This is a genomic window from Williamsia soli (genome assembly GCF_017377795.1).
Taxonomy (GTDB): domain Bacteria; phylum Actinomycetota; class Actinomycetes; order Mycobacteriales; family Mycobacteriaceae; genus Williamsia; species Williamsia soli.
This window is the reverse complement of sequence record NZ_JAFRDR010000014.1, coordinates 111,688-136,619: the sequence shown is the minus strand read 5'-3', so window position 1 is coordinate 136,619 and position 24,932 is coordinate 111,688. Positions and strand designations below refer to the sequence as shown.

27 protein-coding genes are annotated in these 24,932 nt (G+C 61.6%); 18 read left to right on the top strand and 9 right to left on the bottom strand.

From position 1 onward, the window contains the following. A complete protein-coding gene (locus tag J3S28_RS26625) occupies positions 1–411 on the bottom strand; it encodes a cupin domain-containing protein (protein WP_207843874.1) in 411 nt (136 codons plus the stop codon). A gap of 575 nt (positions 412–986) precedes the next feature. Between J3S28_RS26625 and J3S28_RS28940 the strand changes: the two genes are divergently transcribed. Both J3S28_RS28940 and J3S28_RS26615 read left to right on the top strand, forming a co-directional pair. Continuing rightward, entirely contained in the window at positions 987–1,631 is a 645-nt protein-coding gene (locus J3S28_RS28940) for a DUF6924 domain-containing protein (RefSeq protein WP_372436080.1), read from the top strand. Positions 1,632–1,924: 293 nt separating this feature from the next. Then, on the top strand, positions 1,925–2,281 hold the full coding sequence (locus tag J3S28_RS26615) for a histone-like nucleoid-structuring protein Lsr2 (RefSeq protein WP_207844071.1): 357 nt from the start codon (positions 1,925–1,927) through the stop codon (positions 2,279–2,281). A gap of 466 nt (positions 2,282–2,747) precedes the next feature. Here the strand turns inward: J3S28_RS26615 and J3S28_RS26610 are convergent, their stop codons facing one another. Both J3S28_RS26610 and J3S28_RS26605 read right to left on the bottom strand, forming a co-directional pair. After that, complete coding sequence (locus tag J3S28_RS26610) at positions 2,748–3,764, bottom strand: hypothetical protein (protein WP_207844068.1); 1,017 nt, start codon at positions 3,762–3,764, stop codon at positions 2,748–2,750. An 80-nt stretch (positions 3,765–3,844) separates the two neighbouring features. Further along, on the bottom strand, positions 3,845–4,549 hold the full coding sequence (locus J3S28_RS26605) for a DUF6308 family protein (RefSeq protein WP_207844066.1): 705 nt from the start codon (positions 4,547–4,549) through the stop codon (positions 3,845–3,847). 217 nt (positions 4,550–4,766) lie between these two features. On the opposite strand from J3S28_RS26605, the gene J3S28_RS26600 reads away from it, so the two are divergent. Both J3S28_RS26600 and J3S28_RS26595 read left to right on the top strand, forming a co-directional pair. Then, positions 4,767–8,045, top strand: coding sequence for a helicase-related protein (locus tag J3S28_RS26600; protein ID WP_207844064.1), 3,279 nt, complete (start codon positions 4,767–4,769; stop codon positions 8,043–8,045). Further along, on the top strand, positions 8,042–10,807 hold the full coding sequence (locus J3S28_RS26595) for a DNA methyltransferase (RefSeq protein WP_207844062.1): 2,766 nt from the start codon (positions 8,042–8,044) through the stop codon (positions 10,805–10,807). The genes J3S28_RS26600 and J3S28_RS26595 overlap by 4 nt, the downstream gene beginning before the upstream one ends. Before the next feature lie 445 nt (positions 10,808–11,252). On the opposite strand, the gene J3S28_RS26590 is transcribed toward J3S28_RS26595, so the two are convergent. Continuing rightward, positions 11,253–11,435 carry a hypothetical protein gene (locus J3S28_RS26590; protein WP_207844060.1) on the bottom strand — a complete coding sequence of 61 codons (183 nt, stop codon included), beginning with the start codon at positions 11,433–11,435 and terminating at the stop codon, positions 11,253–11,255. A gap of 19 nt (positions 11,436–11,454) precedes the next feature. On the opposite strand from J3S28_RS26590, the gene J3S28_RS26585 reads away from it, so the two are divergent. The 3 genes from J3S28_RS26585 (at position 11,455) to J3S28_RS26575 (ending at position 12,792) form a co-directional block, all read left to right on the top strand. Next, on the top strand, positions 11,455–11,694 hold the full coding sequence (locus J3S28_RS26585; protein WP_207844058.1) for a hypothetical protein: 240 nt from the start codon (positions 11,455–11,457) through the stop codon (positions 11,692–11,694). A 93-nt stretch (positions 11,695–11,787) separates the two neighbouring features. Continuing rightward, a complete protein-coding gene (locus tag J3S28_RS26580; RefSeq protein ID WP_207844056.1) occupies positions 11,788–12,015 on the top strand; it encodes a hypothetical protein in 228 nt (75 codons plus the stop codon). Positions 12,016–12,576: 561 nt separating this feature from the next. Next, positions 12,577–12,792 carry a hypothetical protein gene (locus tag J3S28_RS26575; protein ID WP_207844055.1) on the top strand — a complete coding sequence of 72 codons (216 nt, stop codon included), beginning with the start codon at positions 12,577–12,579 and terminating at the stop codon, positions 12,790–12,792. Between the two features lie 78 nt (positions 12,793–12,870). Here the strand turns inward: J3S28_RS26575 and J3S28_RS26570 are convergent, their stop codons facing one another. Continuing rightward, the gene (locus J3S28_RS26570) at positions 12,871–13,281 is read right to left on the bottom strand and encodes a hypothetical protein (RefSeq protein ID WP_207844053.1); all 411 of its coding nucleotides are present in this window, start codon (positions 13,279–13,281) and stop codon (positions 12,871–12,873) included. A gap of 591 nt (positions 13,282–13,872) precedes the next feature. Between J3S28_RS26570 and J3S28_RS26565 the strand changes: the two genes are divergently transcribed. Both J3S28_RS26565 and J3S28_RS26560 read left to right on the top strand, forming a co-directional pair. Then, positions 13,873–14,541, top strand: coding sequence for a hypothetical protein (locus J3S28_RS26565; protein WP_207844051.1), 669 nt, complete (start codon positions 13,873–13,875; stop codon positions 14,539–14,541). A 130-nt stretch (positions 14,542–14,671) separates the two neighbouring features. Further along, entirely contained in the window at positions 14,672–14,986 is a 315-nt protein-coding gene (locus tag J3S28_RS26560) for a hypothetical protein (protein ID WP_207844049.1), read from the top strand. 61 nt (positions 14,987–15,047) lie between these two features. Here the strand turns inward: J3S28_RS26560 and J3S28_RS26555 are convergent, their stop codons facing one another. Beyond that, complete coding sequence (locus J3S28_RS26555) at positions 15,048–16,790, bottom strand: hypothetical protein (protein WP_207844047.1); 1,743 nt, start codon at positions 16,788–16,790, stop codon at positions 15,048–15,050. Positions 16,791–17,287: 497 nt separating this feature from the next. Between J3S28_RS26555 and J3S28_RS26550 the strand changes: the two genes are divergently transcribed. The 8 genes from J3S28_RS26550 to J3S28_RS26515 all read left to right on the top strand — a co-directional run bounded on the left by J3S28_RS26550 (position 17,288) and on the right by J3S28_RS26515 (position 21,315). Further along, positions 17,288–17,872 (top strand): LPD29 domain-containing protein, encoded by a 585-nt coding sequence (locus J3S28_RS26550; protein ID WP_207844045.1) that lies wholly within the window; start codon positions 17,288–17,290, stop codon positions 17,870–17,872. Between the two features lie 44 nt (positions 17,873–17,916). Next, positions 17,917–18,411, top strand: a complete 495-nt coding sequence (locus J3S28_RS26545) for a hypothetical protein (RefSeq protein ID WP_207844043.1) — start codon at positions 17,917–17,919, stop codon at positions 18,409–18,411. 330 nt (positions 18,412–18,741) lie between these two features. Further along, a complete protein-coding gene (nrdH, locus tag J3S28_RS26540) occupies positions 18,742–18,987 on the top strand; it encodes a glutaredoxin-like protein NrdH (protein ID WP_207844041.1) in 246 nt (81 codons plus the stop codon). Further along, on the top strand, positions 18,984–19,268 hold the full coding sequence (locus J3S28_RS26535; protein ID WP_237342156.1) for a hypothetical protein: 285 nt from the start codon (positions 18,984–18,986) through the stop codon (positions 19,266–19,268). The genes nrdH and J3S28_RS26535 overlap by 4 nt, the downstream gene beginning before the upstream one ends. A gap of 40 nt (positions 19,269–19,308) precedes the next feature. Then, positions 19,309–19,929 carry a DnaB-like helicase N-terminal domain-containing protein gene (locus J3S28_RS26530; RefSeq protein ID WP_237342155.1) on the top strand — a complete coding sequence of 207 codons (621 nt, stop codon included), beginning with the start codon at positions 19,309–19,311 and terminating at the stop codon, positions 19,927–19,929. Further along, on the top strand, positions 19,926–20,135 hold the full coding sequence (locus J3S28_RS26525; protein WP_207844037.1) for a hypothetical protein: 210 nt from the start codon (positions 19,926–19,928) through the stop codon (positions 20,133–20,135). Before J3S28_RS26530 ends, J3S28_RS26525 begins: the two co-directional genes overlap by 4 nt. A 53-nt stretch (positions 20,136–20,188) precedes the next feature. Further along, positions 20,189–20,371, top strand: coding sequence for a hypothetical protein (locus J3S28_RS26520; protein WP_207844036.1), 183 nt, complete (start codon positions 20,189–20,191; stop codon positions 20,369–20,371). Between the two features lie 11 nt (positions 20,372–20,382). Continuing rightward, the gene (locus tag J3S28_RS26515) at positions 20,383–21,315 is read left to right on the top strand and encodes a Fic/DOC family protein (protein ID WP_207844034.1); all 933 of its coding nucleotides are present in this window, start codon (positions 20,383–20,385) and stop codon (positions 21,313–21,315) included. On the opposite strand, the gene J3S28_RS26510 is transcribed toward J3S28_RS26515, so the two are convergent. After that, positions 21,295–21,636, bottom strand: a complete 342-nt coding sequence (locus J3S28_RS26510; RefSeq protein WP_207844032.1) for a hypothetical protein — start codon at positions 21,634–21,636, stop codon at positions 21,295–21,297. The genes J3S28_RS26515 and J3S28_RS26510 overlap by 21 nt on opposite strands. A 174-nt stretch (positions 21,637–21,810) precedes the next feature. Continuing rightward, positions 21,811–22,227 (bottom strand): hypothetical protein, encoded by a 417-nt coding sequence (locus J3S28_RS26505; protein WP_207844030.1) that lies wholly within the window; start codon positions 22,225–22,227, stop codon positions 21,811–21,813. A 219-nt stretch (positions 22,228–22,446) separates the two neighbouring features. Between J3S28_RS26505 and J3S28_RS26500 the strand changes: the two genes are divergently transcribed. After that, positions 22,447–23,556, top strand: a complete 1,110-nt coding sequence (locus J3S28_RS26500; RefSeq protein WP_207844028.1) for a hypothetical protein — start codon at positions 22,447–22,449, stop codon at positions 23,554–23,556. Positions 23,557–23,584: 28 nt separating this feature from the next. Here the strand turns inward: J3S28_RS26500 and J3S28_RS26495 are convergent, their stop codons facing one another. Further along, on the bottom strand, positions 23,585–24,751 hold the full coding sequence (locus tag J3S28_RS26495) for a hypothetical protein (protein ID WP_207844026.1): 1,167 nt from the start codon (positions 24,749–24,751) through the stop codon (positions 23,585–23,587). Positions 24,752–24,932 lie beyond the last annotated feature (181 nt).

The following is a 24,932-nucleotide window of genomic DNA, read 5'->3' as shown; positions in this document are numbered from 1 at the left end:
TCAGTCGTTGGTGTTCATGGGGTAGGGGTGGTTGTCGTCGACCTCGTAGCAGATGGCGAAGGGTTTGTTGGTGATGAACAGCAGGGTGACGTCGTTGACGGCGGTAGCGCCGTGTTCCATCCAGCCGCCTTCGGGGAACCAGACGAAGCTCCCCGGCCCGTACTCGCCTTTGTGGGTGTTCAGGACGCCATCGATGATGTACATGCCGTGCGCGTGCGGGTGGGTGTGCCAGGTGTTCATAAAGCCTGCTCGGTACCGGATGAGGAACACTTCCATGCCGGTATCGGGGTCGCTGAAGAGCACCTTCACGGGGATCTGAGCGTTGATTTGTGGTACCTCGAGCAGGTCCCAGGGCATGCGCCCCGAGTCCGCGACAGTCAGCTCAAGCTGGTTGGTGGGCACGGTAGACATGGCACTCCTTGTAATCGCGCATTGCGGCTGTGGTCCAAAACACACTTACGTTGAGGACTGAGGCGAAATGTTCGGCTTTCCCACGTTGCGGCGACGTTGCGGGGTGGATGTGCCAGCGACCGCAGCGGGGTACGAACAAGATGATGGGCATCATGCGGGGCGACGTTGGACCGTGGGAATCCGCTGCGATCGGGATGGAGTGTGCTCGCCGATGCTGGCCGCCCGGGGCGCGGGGCGAAGTTCGATTCTCCAGGTCATACACCGTACGTAATTGCCTTCTAGACAACGGCAAAGATCATGGACAGATTTCGCGCAAGGCCTCGGCCCATGCTGCGGGGGCTGCGTCTCCGTCGTCGGTCTGTGTGCCGTCATCGGGCGGACGGAGCGACGTACCGGGACTACTGGGCGGACAGGAAGGTCATGGTAAGTTTCGTCACTGGTGACGAAACAAATTGCAGCACAAACGATTACGCCGATAATCTATATTATGTCAAGTAAACTTGACAAGCTGCTGGTAGGGCTCGAATGCCTGGCCTTCTCCCGTCGGGCTGCGTTGGCCGCTACCGTGGGTTGGCATGGTGCTTTCGGCTGACGAATCCCGACGCATGCAGGCTCTGCGTGAACTCGAGACACGCAAGCCTGGATCGTTGCTGATACGGACTGACTTCTCCGACGAACACGCGTGGGCCGATATCCGTCGGCGCGCGACGGCACCGGTCTTGGTTACTGGAGGCGATGAGTTCCTGGCCGACTTGCGCGTCGTCGACGACCCGCAGTTCGAAGGTCTGGAGGCGGCCGAGCTGGCTGCCGCGGGCGCCGACTGGAGCCTGGGGCACGTGGCCTTCCTGGTCGATGACACAGCTTTGATTCGGCCTTACCCTATCGTGGCCGTCGAGCTGACCACGGGGCTTACCCTGCGGGTCCTAGTGATGTCCCTGTGGGTCGTAGAGAACAACATGTCAGGCGGAAGGCCTCTGTCTCAGTACGCTGAGAGCTCCACTGACGGCGTCTATTTCTGGCCGGGGGGGCGGCATCTCGCTAGCGCCAGACCCATCTGCACCCGGCCACAGCATCGACGGCTACCGAGACCCCCGCCGCTTCCCGACGGGCAAGCTCAAGTGGCCGCAGAAGTAGCACGGCGAAGGCGGACAAGCTCTAAACCTCGATCGCAACCAGGTAGTCGCTTCGGGCAATTGCCGTGCAGTCGCCGGATCTGGTGATCGCACATACGACGAAGCTGGCGGCAGCGTATGGCGTTGACCTCCCTGAAGTAGACGAGGACGGCTCTGAGGGTGGCGTTTTTACGCCATTACGCCGGCACCTTAAGGCTCAGAAGACGATCCTGTCCGAGGCAGCATAGTTTGGGCTTCGACCCGCTACTGCGATACAGCTTCACCATCGACCCTATGGCCGGAACCGGCCCGGGTACAGCAGCGTCTGTGCCTAGACTATCGTCGCGTCGACACTGCATTTTGCTCTGGCGCAACACGAAGGACGTGCATTTGTGGCAACTGTGACACGAGTCGAGTTCACCGACGACATCGATGGTAAGGCTCTCGAAATTGACGACCTCAACGTCGTCGGTTGGACGTGGCTGGGTGTTGATTACGAATTCGATACCAGCACAACGAACCTTGACCGCATCGAAAGTGGTCGAGTTCCGCTCTCGACGCTGCTTGCACGGTCACGTCGTGTCGGCGGGCGCAAGCGCACGCCAGGGACTAAGGCCCCTGCGAACGTCCCCGCCCCGGCGGTCTCGAATGCGGCTACCAAGACGATTCGTTCCTGGGCGCAGCAGAATGGCTACCAGCTCGGCGACCGCGGCCGGATCCCAGCGGATGTTGTGGAGGCCTTCACGAAGCAGAACTAAAGATCGCCAGGCCACTTCACGTGACCGGTCTTCGCTGCACGAAAGCCGACAGGTACGCATTTTCATAACCTCGGCGGCCGTCGTGCGGTTGCTGTTGCACTTCGGCGCAGCCACGCGGAATATCTATTCACCACGCAGGGCGAAGGAGCGAGATGAATAACGGAGACCTACACCCAACTCCCCTCGTGCTGCGGCTCTATGACGCCTCGCCCAGGCCGCCCGCACCATTGACGTCGAGACACTCACCATCGACTTCAAGGCCATAGTCAGCGAAAACGAGATGAGCGCGGCCGATTCTGGTCTAGCGGCGATTGGTAGCCGGAACCGCGCTGCTCCTGGGCGAATCTCGACGTCCCGGCCGCCACCGACGAAACCGGACAAATCGCGCTCCAACATGGGCAGCTGACGTCTGGGGGCATCGATAAGCGTGCGCGACTCTTCAACAGTGTCGTCTTGAATCAATCAATCAGAACGGCGCTTCGGCACCCCACGGGTCAGATTCCTTCGGCAACGCCTTCGCAGGCAACGGCAGGTTGGTGACGACGTAGAGATTGAGGATGTCGGTCCGATCCATGAACATGATTTGGCTACGTTTCGAAGCGTCGAGTGCATTTGCGAGCCAGTTGCGGGCCGCCTTTGTGATTTCACCACCGGCAACAATGAACGCGTGATCAACCAGTACCCGTCGGTTGGTCTCGGGGTCAAAGATCTCGTGCGCGAGCATCATCAACGCCTGGTTGTGGATCTCGGCGATGTTCGCATTGCCTTTCTTGGTAAGTCCGGACGAGTCGAGCTTCCCCTTTTTGGCTTGAATGCCGAAGTACAGGCGGTGCTGGGTTGGCAAGGCATAACGCATCCACACGTCCTTGCCGTATTCGAGTGCCTTGTCCTTATGTCCGACAGCGGTGACGCGGTGAAACCCCAACTGGCGAAACAACGGAAGCAACAACTCTTCGATCAGCTCATCCTCGCTGCAGATGTCTAGGTACGCCTCAAGCTGGCCGCGGCGTTTTTGCTCGGCTGCGGACAGCGGACGATGCGGATTGGCTTGCAGGGCTGTGATCGTGTTCGAGCCGATGTGTCGTAGGTAGCAGTGCTGATCGTCCCCGTAAAAAGCCTCGAACCCCTCGCGGGCCAGGACTTCATTGAGTAGCCCTAACGCGTTGGGGCGGTCCACTCGTTCGTTGGTCGCGTCGGCGGGGCTCATCAGGTGGTCGACGAGACGGCAGAACACCTCGGGTGGGTGTGCGGGACCTTCGTGTGGCTCGTCAAGGATGGTGTCGATTACGTCGGCCACCCACCGGTGTCGGGTCGAACCGTCGTGCTCGTAGTCGGTATCCATATCGCGGAAGAACTCGGTGATATACATGCTCGACCGGTACGGGAAATATTTAGGCTCCGCCCCTGAGGTCGGATCGTCCGAGCCGACGTTGCCACAGATCAAATCTGCGAGGGCTTCTGAGTTGCGACGCTTGAACTTCATATCTCCCTGATCATCCGCTGGATCAGCTGGCGGTTGCCGCGGATCGACAGTTCGGCAACCCTACTTTATGGCAGAAGAAGTTAGTTTCCGATCGTGGTGCTCTCGGAGTGGGCAGAGGGGTAGCGGCCGGTAAGCCAAACGATGATGTCAAAACAGCGAATTACGCTGATGTCCTCACTTATACCGGCGAGTTCACGGAGGTGCTCGAGATGACGATGCAATGCCCTTTGGTCGGCGGATAAGTAGTACTGGAGCGTGCGGTAGAAATCTGCACGGCGAGGGTGACTCAACTCATCTTTGACGACTCGGTCGACGACCGGCAGAAACCTTGGGCGTTTTCGCGCGAGCAGCTTGCTAGAGGTGACAGGACCGACACCGACCTTCCGAACTAGTCTCCACAGGTGATCGGCCGCCGCTAAATCTGCGTCGGTGGCATCGACCAGATCTATGTCGCGAGGGATCGCGCTCAACGCGCTACTGAGGTAGACCTGGTCGGGACTGAGCAGGCGTAGCGTTGCCTCTGGTGGCACGTTAACACTCAGCATGCTGACAGCAACGATGTCAGCTGCCGTAAATCGGTCAGCCAGATCGGGACGGTTCCCCCCGCCATCAAACTGATCGAACGCGGCCCCTGTGAAAGCCGGCTGCCCCTCGAGGCTTTGTTTGAAGTACCGCCGGAGGAGTTCGACAGCATCATTGCTGTTCGCCGCACCCAGGACTGGCGGCAACGTCCACGTAGCAAGCATCATAAGTAACCCTAATCCCACGAGATCGCTGAAGGACACGACGCCCTGGAGTCTCTACACCACCAAGTATCAAGTACTCGGCCTGCGGAATGGCTAGCGCCGGAGTGCTGCGCGATCTTTCCAGCCGAGCATCGTGACCATCCTGGACGAGACCGCCTCACCCACCGCCTGCCAGGGCTACTGCACGTAGGTCCTACCCAATGACGTAGAACATGATGAACGACATCCGATTCGTGAAAGTGCAGGTTATCGCGGCGTGACTCGTATTTTTGACAACATAAAGACCTTCTTAGGTGACCACCTACAGCAAACGTTTGAGGTGTCCGACCGGATGGACGTGGCCGTCGGTTACTTCAATTTGCGCGGCTGGTCCGTCTTTGATGCTCTGGTCAGAGAGAAAGCCGGGGTCGACGCAGTGTCTACACCCATCGTTCGAATTTTGATCGGTATGGTCATGACCGCCCCCCAACAAGATGCGTTGGATGAGCTTCAGGCCGACGTCGACGGCACGCCCCGCACCGATGCCGATGCCAACACCGCCCGCGAACGCAAGGAGCATCTCCTTGAACAGCTGCGGACTCAGTTGATGCGAGGTATCCCTACGAAGGTGGACCGCGCTGCCCTGCAATCTTTGCGTGATCTGCTTGCACAGGGTGCCATCGAGATCAAAATTTTCACCCGCCGTCCTCTCCATGGCAAAACGTACATTTGCCATCGCGAAGACTTGAATAATCCGATCACCGGGTTCGTTGGCTCGTCGAATCTCACCGCTCCCGGCCTCGCCCACAACTACGAACTAAATGTCGATGTAATCGACAATGCCGCGGCTATTACCCTCGACCTGTGGTTTAACGACCGATGGGATGACAAGTTCAGCAGGCCAGTGACCGCCGACATCCTCGACCTTCTAGACGAGTCGTGGGCGCGCCGTGAGCCGCGCCGCCCGTACGAGGTTTTCCTCAAGGTTTGCTACGACCTTTCTCGGGATGTCCGGGAAGGTCTGGCTGAATATTCCGTGCCCCAAGAGATCCGCGGCCAGTTACTGGAGTACCAGGCCACCGCCGTCCGAACTCTTGCCCGCCGGATCATGACGCGTCGCGGCACCATGCTGGGCGACGTCGTCGGCCTGGGTAAAACCCTCACCGCGATCGCCGTCGCCTTGATGCTGCGCGACGAGCATGGATACATGCCGCTGGTCATCTGTCCGAAGAACTTGGTGTCGATGTGGGAAGAGCACTTCGAGGCCTACGACCTGCATGGGCGCGTCGTGCCGTACAGCATGGCGCACTCGATACTGCCGGATCTGCGGCGGTACGCGTTCGTCATCGTTGACGAATCCCACACCCTGCGCAACGACACCCGCCGGGACTACAAGGCGATCCAGGACTACATCCACGCCAACGACAGTAAGGCACTACTGCTCACCGCGACCCCCTACAACATCCGATTCCAAGACGTCGCGAATCAGCTCTCCCTCTATATCGATGACGACGACGACCTCGGCATCACTCCGGTCAACGCACTCGCCGCCGATCCCCGACTCGCGGACAAAGTCGATGGCAAGACAACGACGATGCTCGCCTACCGAAAGTCAGAAGATCCTGACGATTGGAAGCGTCTGATGAGCGAGCATCTCGTCCGCCGAACCCGCACCTTCATCAAGAACAACTACTCGCTCACTGACGACGAAGGTCGGCAGTATCTGGAGTTCTCCAACGGCCAACGCTTCCGATTCCCCGAACGCATTCCCAAACCGGTCGACCACTCTTTCGGCCCTGACGACCCCGCCACCCTCATGTCCAGCGACACCACCCTGGACACGCTGACTGCTCTGATCCTGCCGCGCTACGAACTCGGCGACTACATCTCCCCCACCGCGAGCCTCACCACCGACGAGCAGGAGTACGTCGACAACCTCACCCGTGGCCGCGGCAACGTCGCTGGCTTCGTCCGCACCACCTTCTACAAACGCCTGTCCTCATGCGGCCACTCGTTCACCATCTCGCTCAAACGCCATACCGCCCGCAACGAACTGTTCTCCTACGCTCTCGAGAACGGGTTGCCAATCCCTACCGGCACCATCGTCGAGAACACCTTCGGCGAAGACGAAGACCCCAACGCTGACGACGAGCTAGCAGGTGCCGCCGAAGCAGGCGGAGATCCAGCCACACGATACGAAGCTCTCGTCGAAACAAACCCCGCGGGAGTTCGGTGGGTCCAACCCGAACTATTCACCCAGGAGCTGCAGCGAGACCTGGTCACCGACACAAGTGCCATCAAATCTCTACTCGCTTCATACGGAGAATGGGAACCCGCTCGCGACTCGAAACTCGACGCCCTGATCAAACTGGTGCGCGACGATCACGCCGACGAGAAAGTTCTGGTCTTCACTGAATACAAAGACACCGCCAACTACATCGGTGCCGCGCTCAAAGCAGCAAACATCGACAAAGTTGGGATCGCAACCGGCGACAGCGACGACCCAACCGTTCTCGCCCACAGGTTCTCGCCCCTATCCAACACCCTGCCCGGCCAGGACGATGCTGCCCCTGGAACGACCTCGAATGAATTACGCATCCTGATCGCCACCGACGTCCTCAGCGAAGGCCAAAACCTCCAAGACGCGCACATCGTCGTCAACTACGACCTACCCTGGGCCATCATCCGATTGATACAGCGAGCCGGCCGTGTCGACCGAGTCGGCCAAATGGCCGAGCAAGTCCTGCTCTACTCGTTCTTCCATGAGTCCGTCGATAACGTCATCACTTTGCGGCAACGCATCAGCGACCGCCTCCATGCCAACGCCGAGGCCTTCGGCTCCGACGAGCAATTCTTCGGCAGCGACAGCGAAGTCAAGGCCATCACCGACCTCTACAACGGAAGCCTCGACGACCAGGACGCCGCCGACGACGTCGACGCATCAAGCCTCGCCTACCAACGATGGAGCCAAGCACAGAAAGACGATCCTGAACTCGCCACCAAGATCGCGGGACTACCCGACATGATCTCGGCCACCCGCACCCGCCGGCTCACCGATGCCACCGACGGTGTCACCTGCTACGTACGGACCGACTCCGGTATCGACGGATTCGGCCAATCAACCGCCGACGGGCAAACCCGCCTCCTCACCGGCCAAGAAATACTCAAAGCTTTTGAGGCTTCTCCCGAAGAGCCTGGTCTCGAACACCGTGACGACCATGACGCACTTCTCGAAACCCTAGTCCGTGGCCCGCTCGCTACTCCAGACAGTGCCGCTGGCCGACTCCGAGGCGTCAGACGGACCCTATGGCGCCGACTTGGCGAGACCCTGCACAATCACAACGCCGACACCCAGGCTGCACTCGACGACCTGTTCCAACGGGCACTGACGAAGGACGCCGAGCATCGTCTGCGCCGAGCTGTCCGCAATGGCTCAGACGACGATGAACTCGCCACCCTCGTCACCGCACTGCACCGCGACGGCCAGCTCGTCATCAACGCGCGCAGCGGAAGAGACCCAATCCGCATTGTTTCCAGCATGGGAGTCAGTTCGTGACTGAAAACCGCCTTCTCGATCTAGTTGACTCCCGCGATTTCCGTACCCTTTTTATAGACGAACTCGGTTGGGACAACCCAGACCGACCAAACCTGACTGTCGACGTCGATGGCGAAGACTTCACTCTCATGCAGGTAGCTGGTTATAAGGGCCTACGCATCTGGCACTGTCCTGTGCTTCCCGCGCACAAAACCCAACGCATGATTGACATCCTCGTCGGCAAGGACAATCACGAACGGTTAGTCATCTTCAGTGCTGAGCATAAGCAGGAGTGGCGCTGGCCGCGGCGCGCACAACTTGGCGGCGCGAATGCGAAACTACTCGTTCATCAACATCTGTTCGGCGATCGCACGACACATCTAACGCATCGACTACGTGCTATCGAGTTAGACTTCGATAGCGATATCACCCTCGTAGCGTTGCTCGACAAAATGCGCGACGCCTTCGACCAAGAAGCTGAGACCGCTTCCGTCGCCGCCGCCCGACTGATGGGTACCCTATACACCGAGTTGGAAGCGGCTGGCGTCGGTGAACACGACGCCACTTTGCTCCTGACGCGGTTACTGTTTCTGCTCTTTGGCGACGACGCCGACATGTGGACGCCAGCGGGACTGTTTGAGCGTTACCTGAACGAGCACACCACCCCACAAAGTCTCCACAAAGATCTGCAAGGCCTATTCGAGACCCTAAACACTGACGAGAAACTGCGCACACTAGCGCAGGACGATCCCTATACCTTATTCCGATACATCAACGGCGGTCTCTTTAAAGACCCACTTCGACTCCCTACTTTGACAGCGAGATTTCGTGACGCGCTGGTCTCTGCCTGCGAGTTTGACTGGTCGATAATCTCTCCTGCGGTATTCGGCTCGATGTTTCAGACTGTCAAGAGTAAAGAAGCGCGTCGACATGGTGGCGAGCATTACACCACCGAGGAAAACATTCTCAAGACCATTCGTCCCCTGTTTCTTGACGAGTACCGGACCCGCCTCGACCGCGCCTGGAATGACAAAGCGCAGCTGACGAAGCTCCACAATGAGCTCGGCCGGCTTCGTTTCCTCGATCCGGCTTGTGGCTGTGGCAACTTCCTCATCGTCGCCTACCGAGAACTTCGAGCGCTCGAGCTCGACCTCTTGAAACGACGCCGTGACCTCGACATGTCTGAAATATCCTCCAAAAAGGTCCAACGGGCACAGTTGACCATGGATGTGACCGCAGACATCGAGGTCACACTTGACCACTTCTATGGCATCGAGATCGAAGAATGGCCAGCGAGGATTGCGGAAACAGCGATGCTTCTCGTTGACCATCTAGCGAACCAGCAGATGGCCGTGGAGTTCGGCGTCGCACCAGATCGGCTCCCAATCGCGATTGCTCCGACAATCCGCAACGCCAACGCAATGCACACCGACTGGGCATCGCTCCTACCTGCTTCCTCAGACACCATCGTCGTCGGAAACCCTCCGTTTGTCGGTATGGCCTTCATGACTGCTGAACAACAGGCGGACAACCGCGCCGCATTCTCCGCCCTGCCCCAATCGAAAGGGCTCCGGACCGGACGCCTCGATTATGTTGCCTCATGGTATGCCAAAGCGCTTGCGTACCTCCGCGGAACTCACGGCAGGGCGGCCTTCGTTTCGACCAACTCAATCACGCAAGGAGAGCAAGCCCGGACAATGGTGCCGTTACTTCAAGAGTGCGGCTTCGACGTCGACTTCGGCCATCAGACATTCAGATGGACAACCGAGGCCACTAAAGCCGCTGTCGTTCATTGTGTGATCATCGGATTTTCCGCAAGAGACAGGCCGGGCAAGAAGAGGCATCTCTACACTTACCCCACGCTGACATCGAAACCGTGCGAATCTCTACCCAAGAGCTTGAACTTTTACCTCGTTGACGGGCCAGACCTAGTGCCGGAGAAGTTGCGGAAACCACTGATCTCCGGGATGCCGATGTCAATGAAGGGAAGTCAACCTACCGAGGGTGGCCATCTGTTAGTCACCGAGGCGGAGCGCGACGCAGTTGTTAGCGACCCGATCGCAGCCAAATATCTCCGCAAGTTCGTCCAAGGCAAGTACATGCTCAACAACACCCCGTACTGGTGCCTCTGGATGAAGGACGCTCCGGCTACGGAGATCAAGAAATCAAAGCTGCTTCAGGAACGACTCGTCAAAGTGCGCACATCGCGCCTCGCTTCGCCTACTAAGTCGGTTCGAGAGTTTTCCAAACGGCCTCATCTATTCACCCAGGATCGACAGCCGTCGACACGTTACTTCGCACTTCCCGAGGTGTCGTCCGAGAATCGAAAGTGGATTCCGGGTCGCTTCTTCGACCCAAAAGTCGTCGCGGGCAACAAGTTGATCATTTTTCCGTCCGCCGAGGAGTGGCACGCGGCGCTACTCCAGTCCTCGATGTTTATGACCTGGGTACATGTGTTCGCAGGACGACTTAAGTCGGACCCGTCAATATCGCCTGGGCTAGCCTACTTTCCGGTTCCGTTCCCGCAGGCGGACGATGCTCTCCGTCGCGACCTCGCAGCAGCTTGGGCCAAGGTCGAAGGCGCACGCGCCCAGCAGCCCGGAGCCACACTATTTCAGCTGTACGGGACGTCGACCATGCCTACTGAACTACGTGAGGCGCACACTGAGCTTGACTCCATTGTTGATCATGCCTTCGGCGCAGAGGAGCCTTGCGCCAATTCAGAAGAGCGCAAGGTAATTTTGTATCGCAACTACGTGACCCGGATCGGCCAGCATATTTGAGCTGGCACCGCGCCACCACCAGGCTCCTCCCTCAATTCCCTCAATGCGTCAAGCTCGTACGAATGCCCGCCGGTCGCCGCGTATGATCATCTTGGTTCGGCAAACGCTGCCGGGCGCTCGGCTCTTCGAGAAATCACCAGCAGTCCGCGCCAATCCGCATCGCCGGGTGGGTACGCGATGGCCGCCCTCGTCGACAGTAGGATCGATGTATGGAAGACCCCGGTGGGACCGGATCTTGCATTAGAGATGGCCGACTTCAACCTGTTTACGATGCGATTGCTGCCGCAGAGAAAGAGCTTGGCAGCCACGGTCGTGGACGGCTACCTCGAGCAGGGCATCGCGGCCACGGGCAATCGGCCCGACTACAGCAGCGACGCCACCGAGTTGCACCGGCTCGTCGACGGAACGGCAATGCGGTCACCGACATCGAGCAGGTCGACGCCGCCTACCGGCTGGCGTACGTGCGGGCCGACTCCACGAACGCTGGGCCGACACCGACGGCATCCTGGTGGACGAGGAGCTGATCGACTGGTCCCTCGACGGCGACGACGATCCCGCCGCGACCGTCGGTGAAGGGCTGATCGACCCCGCGCACGCTCATCGACACCGACACCAGCTGGTACGTCACCGATCCCGAGGCCGCCGGGTTGGCAGTCCGGACCTACGGGTACCGCTCGGCCGGAGCCGATCCGATGCCCACCGACGCCGAGATCGACGCGCAGAAGGAAGCCGACCGCCAGGCGCGGCGGCAGACGATCGCGCTCAACAAGAAAGCCGACGCGGCACTGAAAGTCCGGCGCGAGAAGATCGGCGAGTACCTCTCGCGCAAGACGTTGCCGAAAGGTGCTGTTGGTGCGGTGGCCGAGTTCCTCGCGTCCACGATGTGAAACAACCACGACCTGTTCGGCTACAACCGCCAGGACGGCAACGCCAAGGCCCTGACCCGTCAGTTCCTAGGCGGCACCGACCCCATCGAGGCGATGGCCGGTGCGAGCGCGGAGCGGCGTCACATCGTGAATCTGGCCATCGCGATCGGCGCGCACGAGGCCGACATGCCCAAAAGTGCCTGGCGCGAGACGGATCGCAGCTACACCGCCCACCGCGCCAGCTACCTGCAGATGCTGGTCTCGGTGTTCGGCTACACCCTTTCCGATGTCGAAGAGGTGATCAGCGGCCAGGCCACCGCCGACCAGGTCCCCCTGGACTGACCAACCCCGTGCGGGGCAGATCACACCACGATCTGCCCCGCACGGCAGCGGCCCTGTCCGATGCCGCTGCTATCGTCAACGCCGAGCCTGGCCAGCAGTCCCCCCGGACCAATCCCCCCGATTGAAGCTGGCCAGGCTCCTCTATTTCTTCCGCCTGTGGGGGCGGTGCCCCGGCTCGGTTGTGAACCGGCAGCACCTAAGCCGGGGTCAACGCTCATAAGCACCCCGACCTGCTGGCGGGGCTACCCGCTGACTTCCCCAGCCATACCGGGCCGGGCGTTGTCGGACCTGCGGCCCGAGCTTCGCTCTTGTGGTCACCATAGGGGGCGCGCGCCTTTTGAAGTGTCGCTGGCCGGGGGCCCGACCAGTCAACCCACGCCCCAGCGCTCTCGCCCGTTCTCCGCTGCGCTGCGCCCGTGCGCTCCAACGATTTTCATCACGCACTCGCTGCGCTCGCATGAAATTCGTCTCCGGCCGCCGGGACTCTTCGGGGTTGACAGCCCACCCCGGCCAGCGCGAACGCAAGGCGTCAAGCGCCACCAACCACGAAGGACTCACCCCATGACCATCTCCCAGATCCTCGAAGACACCCGGCAAGCCATCCACCAGGCCGTCGCCGCCGAGAACGGCAGCGAGCAGCAACGATCAGCTGCCCACCACGCCCAGAGCCTGGCCAACACCGTCCTCCTGGACTTCACCGCCAACAGCCGGGACCTGAACAAAGCCCGGTCCTACCTCGAGGAAGCCATCGGCATCCAAACCCTCGACACCGACTAGAGACAGCACAAGGGGCCCACCTCCACAGCCGGAGGTGGGCCCCTTGTCGTGCGTGAATGACGAACGCGAGAGTGGCGACTACCAGGCTTGGGCCACCCACAACGGCATGTCCGGGTTGTCGGGGAACACCCCGAGCACCACATACCCGCCCCGGTGCGCGGCGGCCTCGGCAATCACCTGCTGTCCGGTGACATTGCTCCAGGTGCGGCCCTTGTCGGGTCGGTAGTAACTACCGCCCTTGTACTTTGAATCGCTGTCCAACGTGACCCGCCAGTGATCGTTGCCGAGGATCGCATTGATGACGTTGCCAGCACCGACCTGGGCAGCAGCCACCGTTTCCTCATGGGTGAGCGTGATGACCCAGACCCCCTGCGTTTCCCGCACCGTCGCGGCCGAGGCCGGCGCTGCTGCGACAGCAAGCCCACCGCTCACCGCGACTGCCGTCGCGACCGCAACACCGGCAACAAAACGCTTGAAACGACCACTCATCAACATTCCCTCCCTAAAGTTGATCATTACGATAGCGAACACTTGCGAGGGGAGGCAGGCCGGGTCTCTCGCCGCGACACCACCCGCCAGGCGGTGCTAACGTCGCCCACCGAACCTGGCCAGCACGAGGCAACCACCCAACCGGTTGCAGCGCATGACCCCCCAGTCGAATGCTGGCCAGGCTCACCCCTCACCCGGTGCCCGCTGCGCGGCCATGTCTGCCCGCTGCGCGGTCACCTACTCGGATACGCCTACGGCGCAACTGCATTCCTCCTTCGGAGGTCTCATTCCCTCATAGGCCGATTCTTTCCACAGCCGAACCTGCGGACCAAGAGACTCCGCCAAATAAGTGGCACGCGCCCCCGCCGGAGAATTGGCCGGCCTTCGGCCGGGCTCGATCAATTCCCTCTCCGCCGGGAGCTTATTTCGCGCCACTTTTTTGTCTCCGCTTCTTGGTCCTCCGGCCCGTCTGCTGAATGCGGCCAGTTATGAGGAAATGAGGTGCCCCTGGTCACCAACGACCAGCACCCCGCCTCACGTCAGGTCGCCGAGCACCCGGCCCGCGACCAGTGAGACCAGGAGACGCCCGCCATGGCCAAAGGCAAAGCAAAAGCCCCCAACACCGAAGCGCGCCGCATCGAGGGCAGCCGCCCCGAACATACCCCCACCCCACTGCCCCTGCGGACCAACGGCGTCGTCAGCAACGTCAACATCACCGTCTGCGGAGAGCAGCACGGCCGCATCACCACCATCGCCCCAGGCACCGGGACCCCGGTCCTGCAGATCGAATTCACCGGCATCACCATGCAATTCACCAACTGCGAGCAAGTGCAACTGACACTCGGACTGTTCGCCATCGCCCGCCAGGCCCGCATGGGCATGGCCCGGATGCACCAGCTCCCCGGCATCATGAGCGAGAGCAACGTCGGAGTGCAGACCACCATGATGTGGACCCGGCCGCCGAACGGAGCCGCCCACCGCGACCAGTTCACCCACCCCGTCACCCGCAAAGTGTCCCCCTACGTCACCTTGCGGATGCCGCCGTTGACGTTCGCCCTGATGGACACCACCGCCATCGAAACCATGCTCGCCACCATGAAAAAGGCCCACGAGCTGGCCGTTGCGCTGTTCGACGACGGCGACACCTACGCCAAGAACTCAGCCGCCGACAGCTGGCGACCCCGCGCCCAACACCGCTTCAAGATCACCGGCACCGGCTGGATCACCAACGGCCCCACCCCCGGCAACGGCAACCGCTAACCCGGTTATCCCCAGACCCAAAATCTATCCACAGAAACGGGTCTGGGGACCCCATATGCCGCGCGGCCCGAGGGGCCGCGCGGCATCCTTGTCACCACAGGCAACCACTCACCGACAAGGACACCCCACCATGATCTGCTGGAGCATCACCGCCTACACCGCAACCGAACCCGACGACATCCTCGCCGACGCCAACGCCGCCACCACCTACACCGAGGCCCACCGCGCCGCCGGCGACGCGGCACTCGCTGCGCTCGACCACCTCGCCGGCGAACAACCCCACGCCGTCCCCTTCCTCACCATCAGCATCGACGACGAACCACTCCTGCTGGCCTGCGCCAGCAAAGACGACCACGGCACCGTCGACCACGCCTCACTCAAGGCCGCGGCCGCCCACGTCCGCGACACCGGCCAGGCACACGCACCGGCCACCACCCCGTGGTAACCGTGAGCATGCCGCACGGGACAGGGCTGTGGGTGCGTGTCTCGTCTTACGACGACCTGCCTCAATGATCGATCGACGCTTCCCCATGCCATGCAGAAAGCACTGTGTCGTTGCCGGGACCAGGCTGGAGGGTAGCCAAAAGCTGCCCGTCCTCCGCTGCCTCGGTGCTCACGATTCTTGCTGATTCAAAAATATGCCGCACACGACCTAACTCGATGTGGTCACCTCCGACATTAAACGAGAGCGGAACCTGATCAGCCACAAAAAGACGCGGCTCATCGGTCGCGGCGGCCTCCGGATTCAGATGAAACTGCAAGGTGTTCCACGTGCGCTTGAGGGTTTCACCGTTCAAAAGCTTGGCTGTCGCTGTAGCTTCGGCAATGTTCAGTTCACTGAGACGTTCGAACTCGGGAAACTTTAGCTCGACCGGCGTGTGTCGTTGTATGACGATCAGCGCGCGGACGTACGCGAGCAGTGCCCTGTTGGTGGCTCGTGAGTCATCGCTGGCATCAGAGGCGGGGACTGGGTGAGTTGTCGATCGTGCAGGCCCGCGGGTGGCCTCAAGCCGTATCTGGTTTGGAAGCCGAAATGAATCGACCACCGCTAGCGCCGGTTCGAGCTGGTCTGGACGCAGCCCGACCGGATCTTCTGTGCGCAGCCGTAGTGTCATCTGCTTTGGCGGTCCAGCAAGCACCAACGTCTCCAGCTCGAAGAATCCCGACCGGTCGCGCCCCCGGTTCGACTGACCAGTTCCATCGTGATTGCTCACCGGCGGATACATAGTCAGCTCGATCGTGGCCAGCACCTCGTCCTCGGGCGACAGGATGCTCAGCCGACGCTCGAAGGGCTCGCCCGGCTCGCCAGCCTCTGACATCAGCACCTGCGCCAGGGCGCTCTCGCCACCGAGGCCACCGGGCATCTCGACGGTGACATCTCGCGCCTGGATCGGATGTTCCGGTGTGCGACCGTAAGTGAAGAATTCCTCTAGCTCTCGATGCTCAACGCTGCCCCGCTGCGCCATCCACGTCATCGTGACCTTGATGGGCCGTTCCTTCAACGACTCAGCGCATCTGGCATGAACATCGAAAGTGACGTAGCTGTCGCCCACCTGCTGCGCCGTGCGAGCTGCAAGCGTAGACGGATAGTCGCCGCTAACAGGCCGAGGAGGGGGTTGCCCGGAGACCGAGAAGTCGTACGAATAGTGAGGATCACGCGCATTCAGAGTTTCACGCAGTCGCACAAGACCATTGAGCACATCACTCGGTGCGAGCGTCGGAAAAGACTCGACACTTGGAAGAACACCGGGCGACATGGGGATACCCGAAATGGCGGTGAAGCGGGCGAGGTCCTCCATCAACCGCTCACGTCCATCATTGAAGTAGTAGTCCACCACGTCCTTGTAGTTCGAAGCCCACCCATCGACATGCGACAGCCCCCGCCAATCACACGGGAACGGACCCGTAGCAGCAATCTCGGCGAGCCAACTCAGGTTCTCCGTCGTTGGATCGAGCGGCAACGTCAAGTACCAGTTGTCGATCGTCCAACCGCGCTCACCGGCGAAGTCGCGGAGCCGGGCATGGGACTTCTCTACCTGCGTCTTCTGGCTACTGGTCAAATTGCTGGCGAACTTCTTGACCTGATAGACCTCGAATCGGTTCACACCCGTAGGCACGCACACATCAATGCCACCATCACCCTGCGAAGGGCGAACCCGAAAGGCAGCGGGGTTCATCCGACACAAAAACATCGAAATCGCCTCCTCAACCTCGTCCGCTGTCTTCCGCGACCATTCGATACGACTCATAGACCAAGTATCACTGCTCATAAGACTCTGCTGTAGCGAACCAAACCCAGAGCTACCGCGGCACCAAGCCCTACCGCGACTAGCGCAGCTCCCGCACAAGCATCTCCCAGCGTCGACGCGTTGGAGCCACGCACCAACCCGAAGGTCGGCCACTGATCCAGGTGGTGCCGGCCTTTCGTGGGTCCGCTCCGCGGCCATGTCTGCCCGCTGCGCGGTCACCTGAGCGGATGCGCCTGCGGCGCACAAACGCCTCCTCCCAACTACAGGGGAGGTTCTCATTCCCTGATAGGCCGATTCTTTCCACAGCCGAGCCTGCGGACCAAGAGACTCCACCACCAAAGTCCCACGCGCTCCGCTTATTTCGCGGGACTTTCCTGTCTCCGCTTCTTGGTCCTCCGGCCCGTCTGCTGAATGCGGCCAGTTATCAGGAAATGAGGGGCCTCCGGTCACGGTCGACCGGGCCAAGTCCCCGCCACCGGCAGAGGGAGACACCAGAGATGACCAGCTACAGCACCAAAGAGACCGCCGCCGAACTGCGTAAGCACCTGCGCCGGGTGTGGCCCGACGTGAAGTTCTCGGTGCGCTGCAACCGAGGCACCGCCTCAGCCTGGATCGGTGTCGCCTGGACCGACGGACCGACTTACACCCAGGCCCGCGCCGAGTGGTCGCAGTTTCAGGGTGCGCAGTTCAACGGCATGACCGACAGCTACGACCTGATAGACCCGACACTGGTGTGCACCGACACCGCCGAGTTGCCCGAGATCCGCGAGTACCACTGCGACGGCATCAACGGAGCTCGCGGATTCTCCGACGAGGCAGTGCAGGCCGCCGCCCGTCAGATGCTCACCGAGAACCGTGAGATGGCAGCAGCGTTCACCGTCGAAGGCATCGACCCGGACGCGCTGACCGCCAACACCCTGCACCGATCGGTGGCCATGCTCACCATCGACCCCGACCGCTGGCTGTCCTACCTCGGCGAACCACTCCCTGGCCAGCCCTACGACATGGGAACCGCCATCAGTTCGGCTCTGAACATCACCGACTACACCACCACCGGCCAACCCACCCGGGTCGAGTACTGAACCTGCGCTCGGACCTGCCCACTTGTGTGAAAGGACACCCACCAATGTTGAGCGCCCGCTACCTCGTCGACGCCGAACACATCCACGTTCTCGTATACGCCGGACTGTCCGGCCGGCAGGGAATCATCAGCTGGCCGAGCACCGATGACGCCGACCCCACCCCCGCTAACGGGCTGAGCGACGCCCGCCCGCAGCGGCGACGCGCCCTGCGCCCGGAATCGGCCAGCGCGGTCGGGCAGCTGCTCCTGGACGCCCACGCCGCCAGCGTCAACACCCAATTCGGCGAGAACGGAACCTACGTCTACGACTACCAACCCCCTGCGCGCGTGTTCGAGCCGATCGAAATCCTCAAAGCGATCGACGGCTATGACTTCGAGAACTGGTCCGATCCCGGCTGGGACACCAGCGAGGCGTACCGCTACTGCTACCACCTGCGCGAAGCCATGATCCGCCAGCTCCCCGGCTACAACGACGCCAGTACCTGGGAGATCACCCCAAGCACAGAGAGCTTGGCCGAGCACCGGCGCCGGACCGCCTGAGTCGCCGGGGCGGCGGGCATGTCTGGTGGCATTGCCTGACCCGCTGGAGTATCTCGAACAGCCGAGCTGCCAGCGTCAAGTGGCTCTGGCACCAAAGCCCCACGCGCTGCGCTTATTTCGCGGGACTTTCCCGCCGCCACCACTGGACTCTGACACCCCGACCACGAGAGCGGCGGATTATCAGGAAATGACACCCTTCTCACTACCACAGAACCGTCCAACAAGTGACCCAATAGTTACCCAAAACCGTTGCAGCACAACAGGTAATAGAATACAATAGACCTATTGACATCGAGACACAGTCGCACGAAACCAGCGGAGGCCATCATCATGACTGACACCACGATCACCGTCTACACCAAGCTTGCGTGCGTGCAGTGCAACGCCACCTACAAAGCGCTGGACAAGGCCGGCCTGGCCTACGAGACCGTCGACATCACCACCAACGACGAAGCGCGGGACTACGTGATGAGTCTGGGCTACCTGCAGGCACCCGTTGTCGTTGCGGGAGAACAACACTGGTCCGGTTTCCGTCCAGACCGAGTGAAGTCACTCGCTGCCACCGCGGCGGCATGAAGAGGGGAACGCAGATGAGTATCCGCAACAACTACGCCGACCGCGCCGCGCACTATCGCGAGCAGGCGCAGCGCGCCCATGACGCCGGCGACCCCCGGCATGCCGGCCGCCTCGAGGAACTGGCCGAGCGAGCAGAACAGGCGCACCGGATGCGCCCCTGGCTGCGCGCCGACGACCTGCGCTACGACAACGACGACTGCTGCGCCGAATGCTCCGAGCACGTGAGTGACCCCCATCAGCCGGACTGCCTCTACGCGGATTTGTCCTATGCCACCGCCTGAGCACGACCCCACACCTAGACCCGCCGACCAGGAGGAACCGATGACCATCACCGCCAGTGACATGGACACCGACACCGACACTGCCCCTGCCGTCGACGACCAGCTCGACGAAGCGGGCCTGTCCTCCGAGGAGTTTCCGGGCGGACTGGGAGCCGACCTCGACACCGAGAACACCGTCACCACCGGCGTCGAAGCCGCTTTACTCACCGCACTGATGTGGGCGCCGGCCGACATGGCCCGCGAAGTCCGACACATCATGGACACCGGCGATCGGTGGGATCCGTTCTGGAAGGGTGCGCATCGTGAGATCTTTCTGGCCATCTGCGCGGTCCTCGATGGCGGCGCGCCCCCCAACCCCACCCTGGTCCAGGCGCAGTTGTTCGAGACCGGACGATTGCAGCGCGTCGAAGCTGAACTGCTGGCGATCATCTCCCCTTCGCGTGGCCCGACGGTCGGTGGTGCTGACCTGCCGCACCTGGCCGCCAAAGTCGTCGACCAGTGGTACCGCCGCGGCTACGCCGGCCTGCTGGCCCGGATGTCGCAGATCCGCGAGAGCGTCAGCGTCGAAGAGTTGGCTGGGCACTGGGAAAACCTCACCGGCCACCAGCAACGAGCCGAAGAACTCTGGCTCACCAAGCGTGACAAGTTGGCTCGGCTATGACGCCGGAGCACCAGCCGGGTGGGCCGGTCCTGAGCGTGGACGACCTGCACCGGATGGCATGGCAGATGCACCACCACCAGGGCTTGAGCTGGGCGCACATCGCCGACGAGCTGGAGGAACCCTTGGCTGCCGTCGAACGCATGGCGGCGCTGTACCAGCAGCTCACCGACCAGAGCGCCGCCGAGGCCCAACACACCCTGTTTTGAGCAGTCCCGGCCGGTAGACTTGCTGATAGAGACCCGTGAGGAGCCCTGAATTCATGGCAACAACGACCCGTACCGAAGAGCAGATCTTGGCCGCTGTCGCTGCCGGGCATGAGATGGCCGGCATGCCACTGACTGACGGCGATGTTGCTGCTTTGCGGCGTCTGTCGCGGGGTGAGAGCACGGTCGAGCAGGAACGTGACCGGGTGCTCGCCGAGATCAAGGCGGCCCGCACCTAGCCACCCCGTTCGTGGCTACATCAGACGATGAGGCCGGGCAGGTTCTTCCGAATCTGCCCGGCCTTACTGATCCGGCGGAGCTGGCCCACTTTGAACGCCGTATGGCCGCTGCCCGTATCTGGCAGCTGGAAGTGGACCCGGGCCTGGCCGGCGGTGATTTCGACTTCGCTCACCTGCAAAGGATCCACGCCTACATCCTGCAAGACGTCTACCCGTGGGCCGGCCACATCCGATCGGCCACCCAGGACACCACCGCCATGGGCTTGGCGCACTGCCGCCCGCAGTTCATCCCCAACCAGCTCGGCGTGGTGTTCGGTGCTATCGAACGACACCGCCCCACACCGGCAGACCCCGACCTGGCCACAGCGACGGTGGCCGAGCACTGGGGCGAGCTGACCGCAGTCCATCCCTTCCGTGACGGCAACTCACGCAGCCAACGCGTGTTCTTCAACCAGTACCTAGCCGACGCCGGGTGGGACATCGACTGGACACAGGTCAACGCCTCCGCCGTCCACGCAGCGCGCCACATAGCCATGGCGACCACAGATTCGACCTTTCTCGCGGCCGAGCTACGCCCCGGTGTTGTCCCCTTTGGCACAGCACCGGCATTGACGCTGTCGAGGACCGAAGGGCACCGCGATACCCGAACTGCAGTGCAACTGTTCGAAGCGATGAAAGTTCACAAACGAGCCGGTCTACCCGCATCGTCATTTCAGTCCGCGCCGCCGTCGCCACGACCGGACCCACCGGGAACGAGCTCCGCGGTGACCTCAGCGGCCCTGCGTGCGGCGCGGCTGGCCGGCCGCGACCACCCCACCGCCGCCCGAGAAGCCGCCGCGCGGCCCACCACAGATCCCACGCAGCAGGCGAACCCCAACCGAAGGCCCGCGCACTACCGGCGAGATCCCGGCCGCGACAACACCTCAGAGGCCGGATACGACTGACCACGAAGGGCTTTGGCGTAGACAATGGCGCCGACAGGCCTTGTGGGGAGCAGCGGCTCGGACCACGCAGGTGTCACTGCATCCGATGATGCCCGCCCACACGTCGGTCAGCGCACGCGTGGTCGCCGCCGGTGTCTTTGCCTGCGAGATGACGGCGCTATCCCCGACCACCAGCAGTGCGTGATCGCCGGCCAGCGCCGACAGCCAGGCGGCAGGGTGAGTGTCAGGGAACCCCCACAGGGCAAGCGGAGCTTCGCGGTCGCCGGGATAGACAAGATAGGTCAGCTCTATCGCCGACTCGGCGCTGAGATCGAGAGCCACCTGACTGACGGTGGGCAGCGGCGCCGCATCACTGGTTAGAGGGTTCTTGATCGCTTAGCCCTGGCGGGTCTAGCCACCCGTCAGGGCCCAAGCGCACGCGATGCGTAGATGCACCGCGGGCCACCCCAGCGAACCCGGGGTCACATGGAAGTCAGCGCGGCTGACCGAGAACGGTCAGGCCGAGATCGCAGTGCGATCCGCAGCGTCTGCCGGCGCGGCGAACTGTTCACCCGGATTTCTGTGCGCAGCGTGGTTGTCCGGCACCGCTGTGGGAGTCGACACCTGTTGGGGCTCGTCCTTCTTGGTCCGGCGACGCCGCCGCGTTCCGCCGGCCTTAGCGGCCGGCGGCCGCGACGCGGACAAGTGCTCGACGGTGAACGGTTTGAGTGTCTTGGTGTCGAACCCGGCGGACCGCGCTTCGGACACCAGAGTGTTGAGTCGGCGGACGCGTTCGGCGTCGGCGACCAGGAACTCATCGCGGGTATTGGTCAGAGCGGTGTGGGTCTCGACGATCTCCCGGAGCACCTGCACCTTGTGGTCAGCTTCAGCGCGGACCTGCGCTTCTAGCGACTGAAAATCGACAGATGTCATGACGTGTGTTCTCTCTCGTTGACGGCAAAACGGAGACGGAAGGCAAATCCTTCCGCGTACTGCAGCGCGTGAACACAGACGGCAATATGCGTTCACGCACCGAGGAACCCAACGGTGCCTCGGTGCCATCGTAACGCCACACCGCGCTAACGGTCAGGGACGATCTCTATCGCGTAGGTCATTCGCCCTGAGCGTGCAATTGCTCGGTACGCTCGCGCAGTGACTGTGCCGCCAAATGAGTTCACGCAAGAGTCCGTAGTGGGCGAGACACCTGCAGAAGCGATCGTTCGGATGGGCGACGTAAGCCGAGGGATGACAGTCGCGATGGACGAAGCGAGCGCGGCACTGACCAATAGCATTGCGGACGTCGAGCGCGACCTGAAGGCGCTACGAGAAGCGGCGGCAGATTCTGACTTGGTGCGCGAGTCGACGGTGGTTCTTGAGTTCCTAGGCGAACTTCGCACGGACCTGGTTGACCCAGTCGAGTTTCATCCTCCGCGATCGGCCGAGATCAAATTTCGTCTGGGGCATCTGATCCCGACGAAAGAGCTCGCATCGCTTACGGATGCTCTGCAACTCCGGTGGGAGGGTCGGGCACATGATTTAGCTGCGCGCGTCGAGCAACGAAAATCGATACCAGATTCGTTCACGACGTGGAGGGATGCGCAGTATCCAGCTGTACTCGATCAGCTTGCCGACGTTCAGGCAAACGGTATTCAGGTCGTCGCTAGTCCGCGCACGCAGCAAGCGCTATTCAGCAGGCTCGCTCAGCGTCTCGCTCGCAACGTACAGGAGTCTGAGGCGGGTAAGAAGGCAGTCCAAGAAGCAGCGGGCGAAACAGGACAAGAAGTCATCGGACAAACGTTCGGAACTGCGGCTGACACCGAAGCAGCCTCTGCAAAGTGGTGGACGGCGGCGGTCGTAGTCCTGGTGCTTCTGGGGCTCGCAGGAACGCTAGCGGTCGTGCACTTTGAGAACGATTTGCTCGGCTCTCTCGACGGGGGTTGGGGCCTAATCTTTAAGGCTCTCGTCGGGTTGCCCCTATATGGCCTTGCGGCGTACTGCGCACACGTGGCCGGAGAGCACCGAACTCTCGCAAGGCACTTTCGGATACTGGCGGTGCAGCTTCGAGCTGTCGGCGCGTACATCGAACCTCTGTTGGAGGATCAACGCTCGGAGCTTCGCATGATTCTAGGTAGGCAGGCCTTCTCCTCCCCTACCCCGGCCGATGCCGGCAGGGATTCCCTCAACCCGGCGCAAGCCGAACTCACAGCTCTGCTGGGCAAAGCTCTGGACCTGATCAAAGGCGGCGGCAAGGGCAGCGAGTAGCATCGCCCCGCTTTCCTCCGAGCGGCGGCTACTCATCAGCTGCCGGTCCAGTGGTCTCGGATTCATCGGAAGTCGAAGGAGCTGATGACGTCGGCGGGGACGCAGGGCCGGCGTTATCTAGATCGATGATGGTCAGTCCGAGACGAGGCGTGCTGCTCGTTGCATCTGCAGGGCCGACGAACTCTTCTGCACTCAAAGCCGCGTAGACGCAGACCCATTGGTAGTCCACGCGGGACACTTGCAGCGCAACGGTCATGTCGGTCGATCCCGTTGATGTTGGCCCGGTCTCACCCCAGTAGAGCGTGCGGGTCGTTGCATCTTCTGTGAGCATCACGGGCTTCGCGCCGGGGGCGTCGTCGATGGTTTTTAATACTCCGTCTTTGACGACTACTGCGGGCCCGGGCTTTCGGGGGTTTCTGCACGCCTCTTGGATCGTGCTCGGGACATTGGATTTTACGGCCATTACGCGAACCAGCATCTTGTCTCGGCTTCGAAGAGAAAGGCCTGACCCCGACACCTGAATGTTCACGAGTTGGTCGTTCACCGAATCCTGTTGGGCCGACACAACGATGTCCGGCTGTTCTCGTTGAGCAATCGCTTGCGTACCCCAGTACGCAACTAGCAGGGCGCCGAACAGCACAAGTACCGACCCGGCTACCTCCGGGCCAATGGTCTGAATGTCTGTGAGAAGACGGTGGGTGAACCTCGGCACTAGTAACAACGCGAAGGCAAGCACTGCGAGTGCTAGGCCGGCGATTTCAAAGCCAAATGCCACGGAATCCGGCCAGTTGAAGTCGTCCGCCCATAGACGCCCGAGTAGAAGAAACCCTATGCCGAACACGAACGCGACCAGGGCCTTGTCAGGGTCAGATAGTTCAGACTTGTCTTTGCTGGCCTCCCTGTTCCGCGCTTGCTGTGCGCGGACCGCCGCGAACACCGCAGGAAGTGTCACGCCGATAATGACCAACGCAAGTGGCGTGAAGACGCGGAACGGTTCGTCGCGGATAAAGCGAGACCGTGCGTCGCCTTCTAAGCCGAGTGTGAGAAGGATGCCGACCACGACGGCTGTCCCGAGCGGAATGGCCATGCGCGCAGCGTCGGTAATTGCTGCCCCCGTTGTGTTCTCTCCTGAGCCCGCAGAGGTTTCCTGTTGCGCTTTCGGATTGCCTTTGCCATCGGCTGCGGGAGGGGTCATGGTCGCCTTCCGTTCGCACCGTAGAAGCGTCCGTCGTGCTGACAAACAATGGCGCTTCGGGGCATTGGCTTGATGGCACCGACTGTAGTGCCCTTCGCGCAATCAGTCCTTGCGAACGGTGGATGAGCTAAGCGCAAATGTAGTTAGTACGCAGCAGTATTCATCTTCGATTGTTTTGAGA